This window comes from Lysobacter sp. TAB13 (assembly GCF_052113885.1).
Taxonomy (GTDB): Bacteria; Pseudomonadota; Gammaproteobacteria; order Xanthomonadales; family Xanthomonadaceae; genus Lysobacter; species Lysobacter gummosus.
In genome coordinates, this window is the sequence record NZ_JBFRDR010000001.1 from 379,188 (window position 1) to 398,414 (window position 19,227).

The following is a 19,227-nucleotide window of genomic DNA, read 5'->3' on the forward strand; positions in this document are numbered from 1 at the left end:
CGTCGCGGCGGGCGAATGATCTCACAAGCCGGTGTCGGATCGCGCGACTGGGCCGTCGCGCAAAAACCCCGTGGATTCCATGCGTTTTTCCGGTGCCCCGCGGGCCAGAAAACCAGGGCGGCAGGACCGCCCTGGCCGATCGGTATCTACTCGATCTCAGTTGAACTGGTGGTTGTACTCCAACCAGAACTGACGCCCGTAAGGATCGTAATTGCCGACCGGATAGAACGGCCAGCCGCCGTTGTTGCGGTCCTGCGGCGGATTGGAGTCGCGCAGGTTGTTGACGATCAACGACAACGTGGACTTGTCGCTGAAGTTGTACGACACGCTGCCGTTGTAACGCGTGTACGGACCGTAGCGGCCGCTGCCGTCGCTCTTGGGCAGGCTGCCGTAGCGCAGCGCGGTGAGGTTGCTGCTCCACGGGCCGATCGTCCAGGTCACGCCGGTGTTGATCTTGCTGCGCCAGTCGCCGGCTTCCAGCGGGTCCAGGGTGTTGCGCAGGTCGATCTTCGGATCGTCGGCGAATTGCTGGTAGTCGTGCTTGATCACCAGGGTGTAGGCCACGCGCGCGGCGAAGTCGCCGAAGCGGCCCGCGCTCCAGCGCAGATTGCTCTTCAGGTCGATGCCGTCGGTGCGCTCGGAGGCGGCGTTGATGGCGTTGACCAGCACGCGACGCACCTGATCGGGCTGCACCGGCGCGTCGGACGGGTTACGGATCACCCGGCTCAACACTTCGCGGCAATTGGGCGAGTTGATATCGCGCGGCTCGCCGCCGAGGGTCCGGCCGAGGCGGCAGTCCCCCTCTTCGCGCAGGATGCGAGCGCTGTCGAGGTTGGTGAGTTCGTCCTCCAGACGGATGCTGTAGTAATCCAGCGACAGATCGAAATGCTCCGACGGCGACCACACCACGCCCAGGCCGTAGGACTTGCCGTTCTCCGGTTTCAGTTCCGGGTTGCCGCTGCTGGTGTAGTCGATCGCAAGGCCGGTGAAGTCGCAATTGTCGTAAGGCTGGCCGGCCGTGCGGCAACGCCAGTAATCGGTCATGCCCGGGTTATAGCCGCGGGTTTCGGCGGCGAAGATGTAGTTCATGTCTGGCGCGCGGAAGCTGGTGGCGGCGGTGGCGCGAACCAGCAAGGTATCGGTCGGGCGGAATTCCAGCCCCGCGTTCCAGGTCGCCTTGCCCGACTTGCGCCCGGCGAAGCGGAATTCGTCGTAACGCGCCGCCGCCGATGCGGTCAGCGTGCTGAAGATCGGCACGTTGATCTCCGCGCCGATGGCGTAGCGATCGCGATCGCCGCTGGCGCGCGAGCCGGCGCTGGTGTTCCAGAACGTGCCGTCGCCCAAATGCGGATCGGGCCGGTTGCTGTAGCCCTGGGTGCCGGCTTCGAGCACGCCGGCGAAGCCCACCGTGCCGGCCGGCAGATCGAACAGGTTGCCGTTGACGCTGAAGCTCAGGTTCTGGATCCAGGCGGCGTTGACGCCTTCGTAGAAACCGGTCAGGCGCTGGTAGTCGGCCGGGCTCAGCGGCTGGTACAGGCGCGCCGGATCGGGGTTGTAGATGCCGATGCCGGCCGCGGTGGTTCCAAGGCGCGGGCCCAGATAGAACTCGTTGATGCCGGCCAGGAACTGCCGGCGCTTGGTGCGGTTCTCGTTGCGGCCGTGGTTGTAGGCCAGCTCGTAATTCCAGTCGCTGTCGCCGAGCGCGCCGCGCGCGCCGAGCGAGAATGCCCACGAGCGCTCCAGGAATCGGTTGTTGTTGGCATGCGCCGAGCCGATTTCTTCCGGCGCGATGCGGCGATACCAGATCTCGTTGAGGCCGCTGGCCTGATTGAGGAAGTAGTTGTTGTCCGAAGTCCAGCTGGGCGCGCGGGTGTTGTTCTCGATGCTGGTCGTGCCCAGTTGCACGTCGGCGAACAACTCGGTGCGATCGCTCAGATGCCAGGTCAGCAGGCCGTAGGCGTCGGCGCTCTTCTTCTGCGTCTGCAGCGTCCAGAACGCCGGCGAGGCTTCGTTGCTGCCGCAGTACCAGCCCTGGCGCGGGTTGTTGGCGCGGAAGACGGAGCCGTGATACAGGCCGGACAACCCGCCGCAGGCCGCGCCCGGATCGATATAGCCATTGGTGCGCGCATTGCGGCGGAAGCCGACCTGGGTCGCCAGCAGCGCGTCGCCGCTCGGGTTGTCCAGCAGCGAATCCATGAAGTCGCGCTGGTCGCCCCAGATCGCCTGGCGGTGCGAAAGCTCGACGCCGTAAACCGCGTCGAAGCGATCGTTGGAATAACCGCTGACCAGCTGCAGTCGCTGATTCTGCCCGCCGCCGTGCTCGGTGCCGCCCACGCGCAGGTTGAGCTGGGTGCCGTCGAACTTCTTCTTGAGAATGAAATTGACCACGCCGGCGACCGCGTCGGAGCCGTACACCGCCGAGGCGCCGCCGCCGAGCACTTCGATGCGTTCGATCAAAGCACTGGGAATATTCGCCAGATTGACGACGTTGACCGAGCCTTCATAGGCGATCGGATAGTCGGCCTGACGCCGGCCGTTGATCAGCACCAGGGTGTGATTGGGGCCCAGGCCGCGCAAGTTGATGACGTTGGCCGCCGGAGTGAAGGTGTTGCCGTAGTCCTCGCCCTGCACCACGCCGGTGTTCTGGCTCAACGCGGCGAGCGCGTCGAAGGCGCTGCGAAAGCCCTGCTTGTCGATCTCTTCGCCGCTGATCACGGTGACCGGCGACGGCCCTTCCAGGCTGGCGCGCGGAATGCGCGAGCCGGTGACCACGACCTGGTCGATCAGGGTCGCGGGTTTGTCGCCCGGCGCGGGTTCGGCGTCGGCGGCCAGGGCCTGCGCGGACGCGGCCAGCGCCGACAGGCTCAGCGCGAGTACGACGGACAACGGACGGCGTCGCAGCCGTATGACAGCTTGCATGGAAGATCCTTGACGGTGGGGGCGCCGTGCCCGCTGCGCGCATTCCCCGGCAGGCGCGGCACGGCTTTCATGCCATCTTTGTTGTTGCGGCGCACAACCAGAAATGAAGGCGGCGCATCTGCTTATGGCGACCGGGAATTTGCGTCGCGTCGCAAGAGTCTACGGCCTGCGCCGCAGTAGGCCTGTGCGCATCTGCACGCATTGGCGGTGGTGGCGCAGCGCCGGCGGCGACGCGCGAACGGACAAAATAGGTAAAGCCGCACGCAAGCGATGACACCGTTCTCGCGTTATTGGCGTGACCGCTTCCACGCATGGCCCGATACCTGTGACGCGCATTGTGCAGACGGCGCGAAGACGCACGCGCGAACAGTGACGCGGTTCATCCGCGGCCGCGAGGATCTGTGACGCAACCTGGGCTTTAGCGCTTGCCCGGCCGCATAAGCTCGCGCTCCTCCTGCCCGCCTACCCGCCAGCTCACCAAGGAGTGCGCCATGACCCGCTCCCTCTCCGCTTCCGAACAGGCCGCCTTGCGCCAGCATCTGCTGCAGCGCTACGGCGCGCTCGGTCGCGGCACGCCGTCCAAGGCCGCGCGCGCCAAGCTCGACGGCGCCAGCGGCGCCGCTCCGCTCGCCTCGCCCGATATGCATGCCGCGCCGGTGATGGCCTTGCCGAAAGACCTGCCGCGCCCGCCGTTCTGGATCCGCGTGCTCGGCAATCTGAGCTACGGCGCCACCGCGCAGTCGATCGCCGAATTCAACGCGCTCGGCACCACCGACGCGCAGCGCCTGGCCAATTACGTCGATTGGCAGCTCGACTGGACCAACATCGACGACAGCGCGGTGGACACCCGCCTGAGCAACGCCGGCTACACCACGCTGGGCAAATCGCTGACCCAGTTGTGGACCGATCACGTCAAGCCCAATCCCGCGTATGAAATCCGCATGCGCCCGGCCTGGGAAGCGCAGCGCGCGGCGCTGGTGCGCGCGGTCCACTCCAAGCGCCAGCTGCGCGAGGTGATGGTCAACTTCTGGCACGACCACTTCAACGTCATGGCCAGCGACTACGACGCCGGCCCGGTGTTCGTGCATTACCAGCGCGACGTGCTGCGGCCGCAGGCGTTCGGCAATTTCCGCGCGATGCTCGAACAGGTCGCCAAGAGCACCTCGATGCTCTACTTCCTCGACAACGCCGACAACACCCGCGCCGGCCCGAACGAAAACTTCGCCCGCGAACTGCTGGAACTGCACACCCTGGGCGCCGAGCACTATCTGGGCTTCATGGACCCGTTCCAGGTTCCGCCCGATGCCGAGGATCCGAATTATCCCGCCGGCTACACCGACATCGACGTGTACGAGACCGCGTCGGCCTTCACCGGCTGGTCAGTGAAGAACGGCCACTGGGAATACCCGACCGAGAACGACGGCAGCTTCGTCTATCGCCAGGCCTGGCACGACGCGGGCCCGAAGTTCCTGCTCGGCCGCATGCTGTATCCGGAACAGCCGGCGCTCAAGGACGGTCGCGACGTACTCGACCGCTTGGCCAGCCATCCGGGCGTGGCGCGTTTCATCTGCAAGAAGATCATCCGCCGCTTCGTCAGCGACACGCCCGATCCGGCGCTGGTGACCAGCGCCGCGCAGATATTCCGGCAGAACTGGCAGGCGCCGGACCAGATCGCCAAGGTCCTGCGCCACGTTCTCAACTCCAGCGTTTTCATGCAGACCTGGGGCGCGAAAGCGCGGCGTCCGTTCGAAGCGGTGGCCGCGGCGATGCGCACGGTCGGCAGCGACTGGACCATCGCCGTCGGCAATCAGAAGAGCGATGAATTCAACTGGCTGATGGGCTTCACCGGTCACCAGCCCTACGATTGGCCGGCGCCGAACGGTTATCCGGACGTGCGCGAGGCGTGGTCGGGTTCCAGCAGTTACGCGATGACCTGGCGCATCCTCAACTGGGTCACCGAAACCAGCGAGAGCGGCGTGCCGCTGATGCCGATCCTGGCGACGACGCGAAGCAAAGTGCCGTCGTGGACGGCGACCAAGCTGGTCGACTTCTGGTGTCAACGCATCCTGGGCTATCTGCCGACCGCGGCGCGGCGGCAGACGCTGATCGCGTTCATGGCCCAGAACGGCGATCCGGCCACCTATGTCATCACCGACACCAATGCCTGGGCCGGCAGCGATCTCAGACGGCATTACAACCAGGAGCGGCTGCGCAGCATGGTGTCACTGATCCTGATGTCGCCCGAATTCCTCAGCCGCTAAGCCAGGACGCCGACATGACCACACGACGCGATTTCCTCAAAGGCACCTGCGCCACCGCCGCCATCGGCGCGGTGGGCGGCCCGTCCCTGTTGTTCTCCAACTCCGCCTACGCCGCGGCCAACGGCCACGACACCGTCGTGCATCTGTTCCTGCGCGGCGGCCTGGACGGTTTGAACCTGGTGGTGCCGATCGACGGCGCCGACCGCGGATTCTACGAACAGGCCCGGCCCAATCTGGCCATCGCCGCGACCGGCACTTACGGCGCCTTGCCGCTGACGCTGGCCAGCGGCGCCGGCACCGGTTTCGGCCTGCATCCCTCGGCAAGCGGACTGCGCGATCTTTGGAACGCCGGCCACCTGGGCATCGTGCATGCCTGCGGCCTGCTGACCAGCGTGACCCGCAGCCACTTCGATGCGCAGCTTTACATCGACCTGGGCACGCCGGGCCAGCAAGGCATCGGCAGCGGCTGGTTGGCGCGGGCGATGAACGCGCAACCCAATCTCAGCGGCACGGAAAAAATTCCCGCGCTCGGCGTGGCTTCGCGTCAACCGGCCGGATTGCTGGGATCGGTGCAGGCGCTGACCATGGGCAGCCCGTCCGACTTCGCCCTCAACGCCGGCGCGTGGTCGTGGCAGAAGATTCGTCCGGATTCGCCGGCCGGGTTCAAGGGCCTCAACGAAACCCTGGCGAGTCTGTGGGGCGGCAGCACGCCGCTGGAACTGGGCGGCCAGCGCGCCGACAGCGCTCTGAAAGTGGTCGCGCAACAAACCTACGCCGCGTTGCCGGCCGGTTGGCCGACCAGCGGCTTCGCCCAGCAGTTGTGGACGATCGCGCAATCGATCCAGTTCAACCTCGGCCTGCACTACGCCACGCTCGACCTGGGCGGTTGGGACACGCACGACGGCCAGGGCACCGCGGGCAGCGGCTATCACTACTACCAGAACAAGATCGCCGAACTCTCGCAGGCCTTGTCGGCGTTCTACGCCGCGCTCGACGCCAGCGGCCACGCCTCGCGCGTGACCGTGGTCGTGCAGTCCGAATTCGGCCGGCGCGTGCGCGCCAACGCCAACGGCGGCACCGACCACGGCTACGGCAATCCGGTGCTGGTGCTGGGCGGCCCGGTCAACGGCCGGCGCTTCTACGGTTCGTGGTCGGGCCTGGACCCGGAAATCCTCTCGCCGCATTTCGGCGACGTGCCGGTGACCACCGATCACCGCCGGGTGCTGTCGGAGATTCTGTTCAAGCGCATGGGCCACACCAACCTCGCGCCGGTGTTCCCCGGCTACAGCGGCTACGCGCCGCTGGGCCTGGTGCGCGACTTCGGCACCCTGGCCAAACCGGCGCCGGGCCTGCAGCAGCGCCTGCGCGCGACGAGCGCACCCGCGCAGTCGGCCGAAGAACCGGACCTGCTGGATCGCCTGATGCAATACGCAAAAGAACTGATCGAATAAACCAGCCCCCGCTCGCCTCGAATCCCCCCAAGCCATTCCCCCCTTTGAAAAAGGGGGGCCAGGGGGGATTCGCTCTTAGCTCCAATTAACCTCAATTCCCCCCGCAAACCGCCGACTTAACCCCATCGCTGGGATTATCGATCCGCAGAAAATCCAGAATATGCGGCGTCGCCCCGTCGATCTGCCGCATCGGCGCCCCGCTCAGATCGCCCGAGCAATACGGCGTGCGCGACGGATTCCCGTAGCGATTGTTCAACACCAGCAACGCATCGCGCTCATCCGGGCTCTGCCCGCCGTGGCCGCTGTTCAAGCCGCCGTGATCGGAGGCGACCACGATCAGCCACTCTTCGTTGAGATAATTCGGCCGCCGCGTCAGCGCGTCGAGCACCTGCTTGATCTGCGCATCCTCGGCCAACAACTTCTGCTGGTAAGTCGCATTGCCCGGCGCATAGCAGCACACGTGGATATCGACGTTGTGCAGGTAATAGAAGATCGCCGTCGGCGCATAGGTCTGATCCAGCCACTGGATCACCGTGTCGGTCGCCTGCTGCGAATTCTTGGCGGCGTTGGCGACCGCCTGATCCACCGTCGCCGGCCGCAGATTGGCGGTCAGGTTGGCCCAGTCGGCGACCACCGCGGTGGTCGCGGTCGGATAAGCCTGCTTGATCAGATCGAACACATGCGGCTTCTTCAGCGGCAGCGTGATGTCGTTCGAGGTCACCCCGTGCTGGTCCGCCCAGAACCCGGTGAACACGCTGCCCCAACCCGGGCCGCTGAAGGTGGCCTGCGTGCCGCCGGCCTGCACGTTGGTGTGGTATGCGCCGCCGTACATCAGCGCCGACAACGTCGGCGGCTTGGCGCAGTCGTTGCATAACAGACTGTCGCCGCGCAGGCCGTCGATGCCGATCAGCAGCACGTGCCGGTCGCCGGGAATCGGGTTGGGCGTACCGGCGATCACGCGCCGGCTGTAGTGATCGTAGGGATTGCCCGGATAGTCGGTCTTCAAGCCGCCGACATCGCTCGCGCGCTTATCGCTTAGATCGCAGCTCGACGCATTCTTGTTGTAGTCGAACGAACGGCACCACGCCGCGCGCGGCGAGGTCGTGCAGGCCTCGGCGCAGGCCTGCGGCGTCGCCGCGGTGAGTTGCTCGCGGTTGTAGCCGGAGATCGCCGCGTTCGCGGTGTGCTCGAACGCGGCCAGGGCATCGACCTTGAGGCTGTAGTGATCGTAGGGATTGTTCGGGTAGTCGGTCTTCAGCGGCACCTGCGCGGCGCGCTTGTCGCTCAGGTCGCATTGGTTGCTGGTCTTGTTGTAGTCGAACGACACGCACCACGATGCATGCGACGCATCCAGACAAGTGGCGGCGCATTGATCGGCGCCGACGTTGTCGAGGTGCTGGACGTTGTAACCGGGAATGGCCGCGTTGGCGGTGACGGTGAAGCGGTCCAGCGATTGCGCGCAAGCGGCGCCGGACAAGGCGAGCGCGAGCAATGCGAACACGGATGACTGCAGCTTCATGAGTGGCCTCGTGACGTGAAGGACGAAGTGCGGCGATCGGCGTGGAACGCTGCGATCCTACCCGACATTTCCGGCCCGATCTGTCCGCCTGCGCACTTCAACAACAAGCGATGACAACTTTCCCGCACTCAGGTTAGACAAACACTAATCATGCATTGATATCGCCGAACCACGGGCGAAGCCGTCGTCGTCGGCGCCGAATATCACTGTGGTTTCAGCGCCCATCATGAGCATGACAAGTGCACATGAAATGCACCCACACACGCCGCGCAGAAACCGAAACCACCAGCCCGTCGCGATGCCGATCTGTACGAGGATGCCGTTGCGTCCGCGAACCATCCGCGCGCACTTCATCATCGACACCATCGCCGAACTGCCCGATATGCTGTTGCGTATCCGGCAGCGACTGCCGCGCGGCGAACGCGACGCGCGACTACCGCCGATCGCGCGCGCTCAGCGCCGCCGCACCAGTTCGATCAAGGTCTTGATGAGCGGCGAACCCAGGTGTTTGTTGAGCACCACCAGACTGCTGTCGGCGCGCAGATCGGCGCCGACGATCGGTTTGGCGAGGATGCGCTCGTGCGGCGTGTGTTCGTCCTCGGCCACCACCGACACGCCCAGCCCTTGCGCCACCGCTTCGCGCACCGATTCGCGGCTGCCCAGTTCGTAGGCGATGCGCGGCTCGATGCCGGCCTTCGTCAACGCCGCCAGGAACATCTTGCGGGTCAGCGAGCCGGGTTCGCGGATCACCAGTTCTTCGCCGCCGAAATCGGCGATCGACAAGGTCGGCTTGTCGGCCAGGCGATGGCCGGCCGGCACGATCGCCATCAACTCGTAATTGTAGAAATGAAACGCCTGCTGGCCCGGCTTGCCTTCGGTCTGGACGAAGAAGCCGACATCGACCGCTTCGCTGTCGATCATGCTCTGCGCGCGGTCGGAAGCGACGAAGCTGACGTTGACGCGGATGTTCGGGCACAGGATGCGGAACTCGCGGATCAGGTTCGAGGTGCGCACCGGATTCACCGCGACCACGTTGAGTTCGCCGGTCTGCGCGGTGCTGTGCGAGAGCAGGATGAACTCGGCTTCGCGCACCTGATCGAGCACCGCGCGCAGCGGCGCCAGCAGGGCGATGCCGATGTCGGTCAGGCGGTTGTTCTCGCGCTGGCGCTGGAACAGCTTGGTGCCGTAGGCCTCTTCGATGCCGGCGATCTGGCTGACGATGGTCGGCTGCGATACGCCGAGCGAATCGGCCGCGGCCTTGAAGCTGCGATGCTGGGCCAGGGCGCAGAAGGCGCGGATCTGGGGCAGAGACAACGGCGATTTCACCTTCGGCGTCTCCCGGAGTGGGCGGTGTTCGACATCGATGCGACGCGCCGGCGCAGAGTGGCCGGCACTGCGATTGTAGCGAGCCGGGCGCCCGCTCAGGCCGGCGTGCCGACGCCGAACTTGTCCGCGAACACGCCCGCCACCCAATCCACGAACACCCGCACCCGCGGCGACAACTGCCGGTGCTGCGGATACAGCACCGACACCGGCACGCCCGGGCTGGCGTAATCGCGCAGCACCTCGACCAGCCGGCCTTCGCGGATGTGCTGCTCCACGCCGTGCAGCGGCAACTGGATCAGGCCGCAGCCGCGCAGGGCCGCGGCGACATAGCAGGCGGCGTCGTTGACCGATATCCACGAGTTGAGCTGGTATTCGCGCAACCGCCCCTCGACCGTGAGTTCGAACGGATAACGCAGGTCGCGATTGCTGGCGAAGAAGCCGACCGCCTGATGCGCCGACAACTCGTCGGGATGGCGCGGCGTGCCGAAGTACTGCAGATACTCGGGGCTGGCGCAGACCACTTCCGGCATCATCGCCAACCGCTTGGCCACCAGCGACGAATCGCGCGGCACGCCCGAGCGCACCACGCAGTCGATGCCTTCGCGCACCAGATCGACCAGGCGGTCGCCGCTGCTGATTTCCAGGTCGATCTGCGGATAGCGTCCGCGGAATTCGTTGATGCGCGGCAGGATGATGCCGGTGGCGTGGGTGCCGTGCAGATCCAGGCGCAAGGTGCCGCGCGGATTGCTGGCGACCGCGCTCAAGGCCGATTCGGCGTCGTCGAGTTCGGCCAGCACGTGCACGCAGCGCTCGTAATAGGCCTGCCCGTCCAGGGTCGGCCGCACTTGCCGGGTGGTGCGGTCGAGCAGGCGCACGCCCAGGCGCGCTTCCAGTTCCTTGATGGCATGGGTGGCGGTGGCCTTGGGCACGTCCAGCACGGCGGCGGCGCGGGTGAAGCTGCCCAGCTCGACGATGCGGGTGAACAGGCGCAGGGCCTCGAAACGGTCCATGGCGGGCTCCGGGGGCTCGATTGTTGGCGATTATTGAATTGTATTGCCAATCCAGGCTGGTTTATCCAGCCCTGACCAACGCGCAGACTGGCCCCACAGCGAAACCGGAGGCCACCCGCCTCCCTCGCCTGCCCTCAAACCACCCACCCGCTCGGAGTCCGCCATGACCGCTCAGACCTCCCCGGCTTCCAAGACCGCCCTCGTCACCGGCGCCTCGCGCGGCATCGGCCGCGCCATCGCCCTGCGCCTGATCGCCGACGGCTACGCCGTGGTCGTCAACTACGCCGGCAACACCGCCGCGGCCGATGCGCTGGTCACCGAAATCCACACTGCCGGCGGCCGCGCCGCGGCGATCCAGGGCGATGTCGCCGACGCCGACGCCATGCAGCGCGTCTTCGCCTTCGCGAAAGAAACCTTCGGCCGCCTCGACGTGGTCGTCAACAGCGCCGGCGTGATGCCGTACGTGCCGATCCAGGGCGGCGATCTGGCCGAGTTCGATCGCGTGATCTCCACCAACCTGCGCGGCAGTTTCATCGTCCTGGGCCAGGCCGCGCAGCATCTGGGCGAAGGCGGCCGGATCATCGCGGTATCCACCAGCGTGATCGGCAAGGCCTTCCCGAACTACGGCCCATACATCGCCTCCAAGGCCGGGGTCGAAGGCCTGGTGCACGTGCTCGCCAACGAACTGCGCGGCCGCGGCATCACCGTCAACGCGGTCGCTCCGGGTCCGGTCGCGACCGAGTTGTTCCTCAACGGCAAGACCGAGGAGCAGATCGCGCACTTCAGTTCACTGGCGCCGCTGGAACGTTTGGGCACGCCGGATGAAATCGCTTCGGCGGTGTCCTTCCTTGCCGGTCCCGACGGCAGCTGGGTGAACTCGCAGGTGCTGCGCGTGAATGGCGGCTACGTGTTCTGAGGCTCGCCGGTTTTGTGGGAGGGCCTTCAGGCCCGACGCTTTCTTCTGCGATCGCGGCGAACTGAGCCAAAGGCGTCGGGCCTGAAGGCCCTCCCACAGTTGCATCGCTGTTTCTTGTTGTGGCGCTGTTTCCGAGGTTTTCTTTCTACCCGAGTCAATAGCGGCCATGTGGTCTGAAATAGGCCGCTGTTGTGGGAGGGCCTTCAGGCCCGACGCTTTCTTCTCCGATCGCGGCGAACTGAGCCAAAGACGTCGGGCCTGAAGGCCCTCCCACAGTTGCATCGCTGTTATCGCAGTTCTCCTTTCCCTTCCATTCCTGGGCGCCGTCGCGGCGCTCGCCAGCGGAGCTTTGCCATGAATCAGCAGATCATTCTCATCACCGGTGCCTCCAGCGGTTTCGGCGCCCTCGCCGCGCGTGCCCTCGCCCATGCCGGCCACACCGTCTACGCCAGCATGCGCGAAACCGCCGGCCGCAACGCGGCGCAGGTCGCCGCGGCCGCCGACTATGCGAGCGAGCACGGCGTGGACTTGCGCACGCTCGAACTCGATGTCGCCTCGCAACCGTCGGCCGATGCCGCGATCGCGCGAATCGTCGAACAGCACGGCCGTCTCGATGTGCTTGTGCACAACGCCGGCCACATGGCCTTCGGCCCGGCCGAAGCGTTCACGCCCGAACAGTTCGCGCAGCTCTTCGACAGCAACGTGCTCGGCGCGCAGCGCGTCAACCGCGCCGCGCTGCCGCAGTTGCGCAAGCAGCGCCGCGGCTTGCTGTTGTGGGTGTCGAGCAGCAGCGTGCGCGGCGGCACGCCGCCGTATCTGGCGCCGTACTTCGCCGCCAAGGCGGCGATGGATTCGCTCGCGATCAGCTACGCCGCCGAGCTTGCGCGCTGGGGCATCGAAACCTCGATCCTGGTCCCGGGCGCCTTCACGTCCGGCACCAACCACTTCGCCCATGCCGGCGCCCCGGCCGATCAAGCGCGCCTGGCCGAGTACGACGCCGCGCCGACCGCCGGCTTCGGTGAGGAAATCCTGCACAAGCTCGCCAGCACCGTGCCCGAGGACGCCGATGTTGCGAGCGTGGCCGAAGCGATCGTGGAGATCGTCGCCCGCCCTTACGGCCGGCGTCCGTTCCGCGTACATGTCGATCCGGCCAGCGACGGCGCCGAAGTCGTCAACGCCGTCGGCGACCGCATCCGCGCCGAGTTCCTGCGCCGCGTCGGCCTGGGCGACCTGCTCGCTCCGCGCATCGACGCCGGCCACTGAGGAGACCGCTCATGACTCGCGAATGGATACCCGCGCATCTGAAAGTCACTGTCGGCGAATCGGCGGTCGCCTCCTGTGCCGCCAGCCTCAGCGCGTTGCTGCTTGAAGTCCCGGTGTGGGCGATGTTCGTCGGCTGGATCGCGTTCTTCAGTCGCGGCGGGCAACTGCGCCAAGGACTGATCAGTCTGGTGTGCGTGCTGGCCGGACTGGTGTTCGGCATGGCCGCGGCGGGCGCCTTGGCCGCGCTCGGCCCGCACCTGGGCGCGGCCACCGTCGGCGTGGTGGTGTTCGCGGTGGCGATGCTGGTGGTGTCGCTGCGGATGCTGCCGATGTTCAACAACCTGCTCGGGTTCTTCCTGGGGCTGGTGGCCTGGTTCGCCGCGCATCGACCGGCGTCGTTGGCGAATTTCGCCGAACTGGCGATCGCGGCCACGGTCGGCACGCTCGCCGGCTGGTTGGCCAGCCGCGTGCATCATCGCTGGACGCCGCCGGTCGCGGCTTCGGCCTGAGCCTGCGCGAACGCGCCGCGATGACGGCGCGTTCGCTTTTCTTCGCTATGTGCGCATCGCAAGGTCGGGGATATGAAATCGCATCGTTATCGTGTCACCGTGCAGGCGCTGGATTCGTCAGTGGATCGCGCATCGGTGGATTTCGAAGTCGATCATCGCGATGAGCTGTTCGCCATCGTGGACAAGGTTCGCCGGAGCAGCGGGTATGCCGACGATGAAGCCGCCGCGCTCGCCGTGGGGCTGAAGCTGCTCGGCGGGGTGATGCTGGATCATCGCAACGATCCGCTGTTCGCCGATGTGCAGCCGGCGTTGCGGGCGTTTATCGGGAATTTGAAGGCTCGTACGGCGGCGGTGGATTCGGGCTAGGTATCGTCGAGTGTTGTCCTGTCTTTCGAATCAGCGGCGACCGGTTGGTCGCCGCTGATTCGGTGCCTATCCCGGCTCGTTCGAAATCGCTGACGGGTCTGTGTCAGCGCCAAACGTCGCGACGTGATGTTCTACGTCGCGACGGATAAAGCGCGCAGTTTCAAGCGACAACGCCGGCTCAGTTAGTCACCACCACATTCGGAAACGCCTTGACTACGCAACGCTCGTAATCGCCGCGCTTGAACGCCGAATGCGGCGTCTGGTAGGTCACCAGCTTGCAGGCATAGCTGAAGCCATCCGGATTGGTCGGAACCCAGCTGAAGTCCTGCTCCCAGTAGATCGCCAGCGCGCCCGCGCCGCTGGCGTCGAACTGCTTCATGCCCTTGCAGCCCAGCACCTCGTTGCCCGGCACCGGCACCTGGAAGTACGCGGCCGAGCCGCGGTAGTAGTTGATGCGGTTCTGCGACTGCGGATGCTCGGCGCTGCCGCCGCATTCGATGCCGCCGTTGATGATCTGCGTGGTCACGCCGAAGCCCGCCACCAGACCATTGCTCTGATCGTGCGCGTTGGGCACCCAGGTGCCGTCGATCACGTGCAGCATCGATGGCTTGGGCGGCTGCGGATACGAGAAGAAGAATGTCGCGCTAGCCAGATTGAGCCAAGTGTCGGCGACCAGTTCGGGACGGTCCAGCAGCGTGCGCACATCGCCGTACATCGCATCGGAGAACGGGCCGTAGTTGTAGTTGTACGACAACTGCTTGGCGCCGCGGCCGAAGTAACTCTTGAACGTGCCGTCGGCGAACTTGCCGCACGGCCAGGTCTGGCCTTGCCAGGTGGCCGGGTTGCATTCGCCGTTGTAGCCGTTGCGCATGGTTTCGGTCCAGCCGATCTCGCGCACGTGCACCAGCGCCTGACGCCACTGCGGGATGGCGCTGCTGGCGTCGTGGCCGCCGGTTTCCTGCGCGAAGTGGGCGATCATCGTGGCCAAGGTCTTGCGGCAGATCGCATCGGACTGCGCCGGCGTGGCGTAGGTGCCGCACACCGCGGGAAACTTCGCGATCGCCTGCAGAAAGCCGCGATAGGTGTATTGCGGCGCGCGCATCGGGAACACGAACTCGAACTGGGCGTTGCTGAAAAGGGCTTCGACCCGGCGCACGTTGTCCGGGTTCGCCGTGCGTCCCGGCTGCACCGCTTCGACCGCGGTGTTGTCGAGGGTGCGGATCGAATCCTTCACCTTGCGCATCAGCGGAAAGTCGGTGAGCTGCGCTTCTTTCGCGTTCAAGGCGGCGCGGCTGATGCGGTATTCCGCCGCCAGCGGCGTGAACCTGTCCGCGGCGGCGACGGTGTCGTTGGCTTCGGCGGACGCGGCCAAGGGCGTGGCGAGAACGATCGCGGCGACCGCGAGCGTGAGGGTGGAAGCGGCAAGCCATCTGCGATGCGTCATGTCAGTCCTCGTGGTGTGGGGGTGAGCGATCCAGTCGTCGATGCGCAGCCCCGAACACCATGGCGAACTCCGGCGCAGCGCGACGCGCGAAGGCCGCGCGGCGCGGCCTTCGTCACTGTCGTTTCCGTGCGTCGGCGGATGTGAGGGCATGCCGCTTGGCTACGAGCATAGACAGGCGCGCCCGGCGCGTTTGCGGCCGATTGCGCAGTTACGCCACGGCGCGCGCTTCCGCCCCGGAGCGCCGGCGGCACGCGCGCGCGTCCTCATTCGCTTCTATGATGCGGCGGTCAAGATGAGCGACCGACATACCCGACGATGACTTCGACCGTGAAGCAAGGACGCACCGCAATCTGGCTGATCGTGCTGGCCGCCAGCGGCGCCGGCATGTACTACTGGGGCCGCCACACTGCCGCCGAAGCGCCGGCCGCGCCGAATGCGGCCGCCGTCGACACGGGCGCGCAAATCGCCGCCCAGCGAGTGGACGGTGGCGCCGCGCCGGGATCGGCCGCATCGATCCCCCGCTACACCGCCGGCGCGGCCCGCCCGCTGCCGTCGGTGGACACGCCGCTGCGGCTGATCCTGCCGGAGCTGCAGCGCCGCGCCGCCAACGAACCGGCGGCGGCTTGCCGGCTGGCGGCGGAGATGGAGTATTGCGACAGCCTGCGCCAGCGCCTGGCCGGCGCGGAAAGCGGCGTGGACAATTTCGAACGCCAGCTCGAACGCATGCCGCAGGACACGCCGCAGCAGCGCGAGCAGCGCAAGCGCATGGCCGACAGCTACCAGAGCATGACCGACAAGCTGCTGACCCAGTCCGAACACTGCGCCGACGTTCCCAGCATCAGCGCCGAACAACGCGCCGGCTATTGGCGCCGCGCCGCGCTCGCCGGACATCCGGCGGCGATGCGCCATTACGCCAGCGGCAACGCCTTCCGCCAGCAGCAGTTGCTCGACTCCCTGCCGGCGCTGGCGACCTATCGCGGCGAAGCCGAATCCATCGCCCGCACCGCCGCCATGCGCGGCGACGCGCGCATGCTGGCGTCGCTGGCCTATGCGTACTCGCCACGTCGCGACAGCATGCGGCGCAATTTTCTCGGTCAGGCGGTCAAGTCCGATCCGGTGGAATCGCTGAGCCTGTTCCTGCAATTGCTCGATTCGCTGCCGCCGGCTCAACCCGACGCGGCGCCGGCCGGACCGCGGACCGGGTTCGGGCGATCGCAACGCGAAATGGTCGAAGCGCAGATCCGCGCGTTGACCCGCGACCTGCCGCCGGATCAGGCCAATCAAGCGCGCGAACGCGCCAGCGAGCGGGCGCAGAGTTGGAGCCGCGCCGGCGTGCCGCGCGCGCCCACGGCCTCCGGCGAATCCGGCGCTTCGGATATGACACCGTTTCTGCTGCAAGGCTTCGTGCCGGATATTCAGCGGCAGGAATGCGATCCGACGTGATGCGGTGGTCGGCGACCGGTTGGCTTAAGGCTTACACGCCACCGCCGGATCGGCATGGCCGGCATCGGCCGCCCAAAGACACACCACGCGATCCAGCGCCACGCCGGTGCGGGAATTGCTGAAGAACACGATGCCGTCGCGCTGCTGCGGCCGCAGCAGGAATTTCGCCCGGAACCCGGCCTGATTGCGGCCGTCGTGGCCGACCGCCACGCTGCCGTCGGCGAGGCGCTCGATGAAATGGCCCAGGCCGTACATCGCTTCGTTCGGGGCGCGCGCGGTGCTCAGTTCGGCGGGACGATGCATCTGCCGCAGATTCTCCGGCGACAACCAAGCCGCGGCGCCGTTGTCACTGGGCACCATGTCGGCCGCCATCCACTTGGCGAAATCCTCGACCGACGTGGTGAGGGTCGAGGGCGCTTGTTCGATGTAGTAACGCATCGGAATCGGCTCGCCGTTTTCGCCGTGTCCCTGCGCCGCGCCGGCCAGGACGCGCGGCGACATCGCGACGCTGGAATGGCGCATGCGAAGCGGACGGAACACGAGTTCGTTCGCCAGATCGGAATACTTGCGCCCGGTGCCGCGCTCGATGGCCAGTTGCATCAAGGTGTAGCCGCCGCCGGAATACTGGAAGCGGCTACCAGCCGGCGTGAACAATTCGACCGCGCCGCGTCCGTTGGTCCTGCCCGCCAGCGATTGCTCCAGGGTCGGCAGTTCCTTGAAGTCGAGCCAGCCCTGATAGCCGCCGAGCGTGGTGCCGGCGGTATGCGAGAGCAGATGGCGCGCGGTGATCCGGCGATGGTCGAACGCGCTCGCCGCCAGGGGCCACGGCGATACCCAATCGGCGACCGGGCGATCCAGGTCGAGCCGGCCGCGCTCGGCCAATCGCATCGCCACCGAAGCGGCGATCGGCTTGGCCAGCGAGGCCGCGACGAACACCGTCCGCGGCGTCGCCGGCACCTTGCCGGCGTGATCGGCGAAACCGAATCCGCGCGCGTAGACCAGCCGTCCATCGACGATCAGGCCGAACGCGGCGCCCTGGATATGCGCGGCTTTCATGATCGCCGGCACTTCGGCTTCGATGACCTTGGCGAACGCCGGCGCCGGCACGGCCGGTTTGGCGGCGAACGCGTGCGGGCTGGTCAGCATCCCTGTCGCCAGCGCCAGTAATGAAACGAAGGCGGTCGCGCGGTTGCGGACGCGGGAGCTGGGGTCGAGCTGGGTATGGATCATGGCGTCCTGGCTGGGTCGGATGTCGCGGCGGAAACTCGCGAGGTGACGAACCGAGCCGCCGTGGACGCGCGGCGACGCGAGGCCGGGCCGCGGGCCCGCCACGCTGTGGGTTCGAAACACGATGCGATGCGTCGGTGCGCTGGATTCGCGGCTATTCCCCGGCCGCGCTCATGACGCCCAACGGGTGGATGCGCGATGCGCGCGGAAGGTTTATGGCGGATAGCAAGGATCGGCCGGCGCTTGAGTCGCGGATCGATCGCGGCCGCTGTGCGCCGCGCTATTGACGCCGGTACGGCCCCGGGCGCCGCAATGCCACGGCTGCTTCGTGCAATTGCGCCGCGGCCTGAGCGTCGAATGAAGTCACGCACCGTCGCAGCGGCGGCTATCCAAGACGCGATCGACCATCGCAGCATCCGCTCCCGACAGACGCGACAGGCCTTCGCGTTCGGCAGTACTGAGATTGACCGCGTGCAATCCGTTCAACCGCACGCGGCCGACGACGACGAAAACGCGACGCTTGCGCGCCTCAGCGACGAACAGGCACGAACGCCAGCATCGCGGCGAACACCAGGAACACCCCGCCCAGGTACAGGCCAACGCGATTGTCGTCGGCCCAGGCCCCGCTAATCTGCGCATGGCTGCGAACGCTGACACCCGCCACCGACACGACGTAGACCGGATAGAAGGTCTTCTCCGCGAATAGAGGGCCGCCCGGATCGGCCGGGTCGAACAGCAGCGTCACCGGCGCGCCGCCCGGCGCAAGCGCGTGTTCGACCTGCGCCATCGCGCCGCCCTTGGACGCGTAGTGGTATTCGCGCGCTTGCCCACGCAGCTTGAAGTTAATGCCGTAGCGGCCGCTGTGCTGCCACTCCACCGCACCGGTGACCGCGTGCAGTCGCGAGACCGGCGGAACGCCATCGCCGAAACCCGCGCCGTAGAGAATGCACACGCCCAGCAAGGCGCTGAACAAGCCCCATCCGGGCCGGCGCTTCTTGCGCCCGCGGCTTCGAATCAGGATCGCCAAGCCATCAACCCGTGTACGGGCCCTTGGCCTCGCCCCAGCCCCAACGCGGCATCGGCGCGTCCTCATCGACCTGCGCGCCGGATTGCGAATTGATCACCGCCAGACGCGAGCCCCATTCCAGATAAGCGACCAGCGCCGAGCGGAATTCCGGATCGTCCGGCATCGCCAGTTCGTCGGCGGTGGCCAGCAGCAGGCCCACCCAGCGCCGGCGCTGTTCCTGGCTCAGGTGCCGGTTCAAGTGGTGGCGGATCATGTTCGGATGGCCGCCGTGCCGCGCCGAATAATCGGCCGGGCCGCCGAGCACTTCGGCCAGGAACACGGCGACATGCGCGGGGTGTTCGTCGCTCATGTGGGCGAAGACCGGACCCAGCAGCTCGTCGTTCTTGACGTGCTGGTAGAAACGCACGGTAAGCCGCTCCAGCGCTTCGATGCCGCCGAGCCATTGATACAACGTGGGTACGGTTTGATCCGGCATGGCCGCCAAGGTCTTCGCTGCTCGCGTCGCCGGCAACGATAAACCAAGCCGGCGGCGACGCAAGAGGCGGC

The 19,227-nt window shown here is 66.7% G+C and carries 16 protein-coding genes and 1 pseudogene; 7 read left to right on the forward strand and 10 right to left on the reverse strand.

Annotation, left to right across the window (positions count from 1 at the left end):
- Window positions 1-156: 156 nt before the first annotated feature.
- Complete coding sequence (locus AB4Y92_RS01310; protein ID WP_441817998.1) at window positions 157-2,919, reverse strand: TonB-dependent receptor plug domain-containing protein; 2,763 nt, start codon at window positions 2,917-2,919, stop codon at window positions 157-159.
- 491 nt (window positions 2,920-3,410) lie between these two features.
- Between AB4Y92_RS01310 and AB4Y92_RS01315 the strand changes: the two genes are divergently transcribed.
- On the forward strand, window positions 3,411-5,180 hold the full coding sequence (locus AB4Y92_RS01315) for a DUF1800 domain-containing protein (protein ID WP_441817999.1): 1,770 nt from the start codon (window positions 3,411-3,413) through the stop codon (window positions 5,178-5,180).
- Window positions 5,181-5,194: 14 nt separating this feature from the next.
- Entirely contained in the window at window positions 5,195-6,631 is a 1,437-nt protein-coding gene (locus tag AB4Y92_RS01320) for a DUF1501 domain-containing protein (protein WP_441818000.1), read from the forward strand.
- Between the two features lie 91 nt (window positions 6,632-6,722).
- On the opposite strand, the gene AB4Y92_RS01325 is transcribed toward AB4Y92_RS01320, so the two are convergent.
- The 3 genes from AB4Y92_RS01325 to AB4Y92_RS01335 form a co-directional block, all read right to left on the reverse strand.
- A complete protein-coding gene (locus AB4Y92_RS01325; RefSeq protein WP_441818001.1) occupies window positions 6,723-8,150 on the reverse strand; it encodes a PAN domain-containing protein in 1,428 nt (475 codons plus the stop codon).
- A gap of 453 nt (window positions 8,151-8,603) precedes the next feature.
- Entirely contained in the window at window positions 8,604-9,464 is an 861-nt protein-coding gene (locus AB4Y92_RS01330; protein ID WP_441818002.1) for a LysR substrate-binding domain-containing protein, read from the reverse strand.
- Window positions 9,465-9,571: 107 nt separating this feature from the next.
- Window positions 9,572-10,486, reverse strand: coding sequence for a LysR substrate-binding domain-containing protein (locus AB4Y92_RS01335; protein WP_441818003.1), 915 nt, complete (start codon window positions 10,484-10,486; stop codon window positions 9,572-9,574).
- A gap of 163 nt (window positions 10,487-10,649) precedes the next feature.
- Here AB4Y92_RS01335 and AB4Y92_RS01340 point away from each other — a divergent pair, with 163 nt between their 5' ends.
- Complete coding sequence (locus AB4Y92_RS01340; RefSeq protein ID WP_441818004.1) at window positions 10,650-11,402, forward strand: SDR family oxidoreductase; 753 nt, start codon at window positions 10,650-10,652, stop codon at window positions 11,400-11,402.
- A gap of 16 nt (window positions 11,403-11,418) precedes the next feature.
- On the opposite strand, the pseudogene AB4Y92_RS01345 reads toward AB4Y92_RS01340, so the two are convergent.
- Both AB4Y92_RS01345 and AB4Y92_RS01350 read right to left on the reverse strand, forming a co-directional pair.
- Window positions 11,419-11,499, reverse strand: a pseudogene (locus tag AB4Y92_RS01345) (DUF6053 domain-containing protein); the annotation flags it as partial.
- A gap of 57 nt (window positions 11,500-11,556) precedes the next feature.
- The gene (locus AB4Y92_RS01350; RefSeq protein WP_441818005.1) at window positions 11,557-11,676 is read right to left on the reverse strand and encodes a DUF6053 domain-containing protein; all 120 of its coding nucleotides are present in this window, start codon (window positions 11,674-11,676) and stop codon (window positions 11,557-11,559) included.
- An 80-nt stretch (window positions 11,677-11,756) separates the two neighbouring features.
- Between AB4Y92_RS01350 and AB4Y92_RS01355 the strand changes: the two genes are divergently transcribed.
- From AB4Y92_RS01355 to AB4Y92_RS01365, 3 genes are all read left to right on the forward strand, one after another.
- The gene (locus AB4Y92_RS01355; RefSeq protein WP_441818006.1) at window positions 11,757-12,665 is read left to right on the forward strand and encodes an SDR family oxidoreductase; all 909 of its coding nucleotides are present in this window, start codon (window positions 11,757-11,759) and stop codon (window positions 12,663-12,665) included.
- A gap of 11 nt (window positions 12,666-12,676) precedes the next feature.
- Window positions 12,677-13,174, forward strand: coding sequence for a DUF1097 domain-containing protein (locus AB4Y92_RS01360; RefSeq protein WP_441818007.1), 498 nt, complete (start codon window positions 12,677-12,679; stop codon window positions 13,172-13,174).
- Window positions 13,175-13,246: 72 nt separating this feature from the next.
- The gene (locus AB4Y92_RS01365) at window positions 13,247-13,540 is read left to right on the forward strand and encodes a DUF3861 domain-containing protein (protein WP_441818008.1); all 294 of its coding nucleotides are present in this window, start codon (window positions 13,247-13,249) and stop codon (window positions 13,538-13,540) included.
- A 178-nt stretch (window positions 13,541-13,718) separates the two neighbouring features.
- On the opposite strand, the gene AB4Y92_RS01370 is transcribed toward AB4Y92_RS01365, so the two are convergent.
- The gene (locus AB4Y92_RS01370; protein ID WP_441818009.1) at window positions 13,719-14,984 is read right to left on the reverse strand and encodes a chitinase; all 1,266 of its coding nucleotides are present in this window, start codon (window positions 14,982-14,984) and stop codon (window positions 13,719-13,721) included.
- 315 nt (window positions 14,985-15,299) lie between these two features.
- Here AB4Y92_RS01370 and AB4Y92_RS01375 point away from each other — a divergent pair, with 315 nt between their 5' ends.
- Window positions 15,300-16,427 (forward strand): hypothetical protein, encoded by a 1,128-nt coding sequence (locus tag AB4Y92_RS01375; protein ID WP_441818010.1) that lies wholly within the window; start codon window positions 15,300-15,302, stop codon window positions 16,425-16,427.
- 24 nt (window positions 16,428-16,451) lie between these two features.
- Here the strand turns inward: AB4Y92_RS01375 and AB4Y92_RS01380 are convergent, their stop codons facing one another.
- The 3 genes from AB4Y92_RS01380 to AB4Y92_RS01390 form a co-directional block, all read right to left on the reverse strand.
- The gene (locus AB4Y92_RS01380) at window positions 16,452-17,657 is read right to left on the reverse strand and encodes a serine hydrolase domain-containing protein (protein ID WP_441818011.1); all 1,206 of its coding nucleotides are present in this window, start codon (window positions 17,655-17,657) and stop codon (window positions 16,452-16,454) included.
- A gap of 526 nt (window positions 17,658-18,183) precedes the next feature.
- On the reverse strand, window positions 18,184-18,627 hold the full coding sequence (locus AB4Y92_RS01385) for a hypothetical protein (RefSeq protein ID WP_441818012.1): 444 nt from the start codon (window positions 18,625-18,627) through the stop codon (window positions 18,184-18,186).
- A gap of 58 nt (window positions 18,628-18,685) precedes the next feature.
- Window positions 18,686-19,156 carry a group II truncated hemoglobin gene (locus AB4Y92_RS01390; protein WP_441818013.1) on the reverse strand — a complete coding sequence of 157 codons (471 nt, stop codon included), beginning with the start codon at window positions 19,154-19,156 and terminating at the stop codon, window positions 18,686-18,688.
- Window positions 19,157-19,227 lie beyond the last annotated feature (71 nt).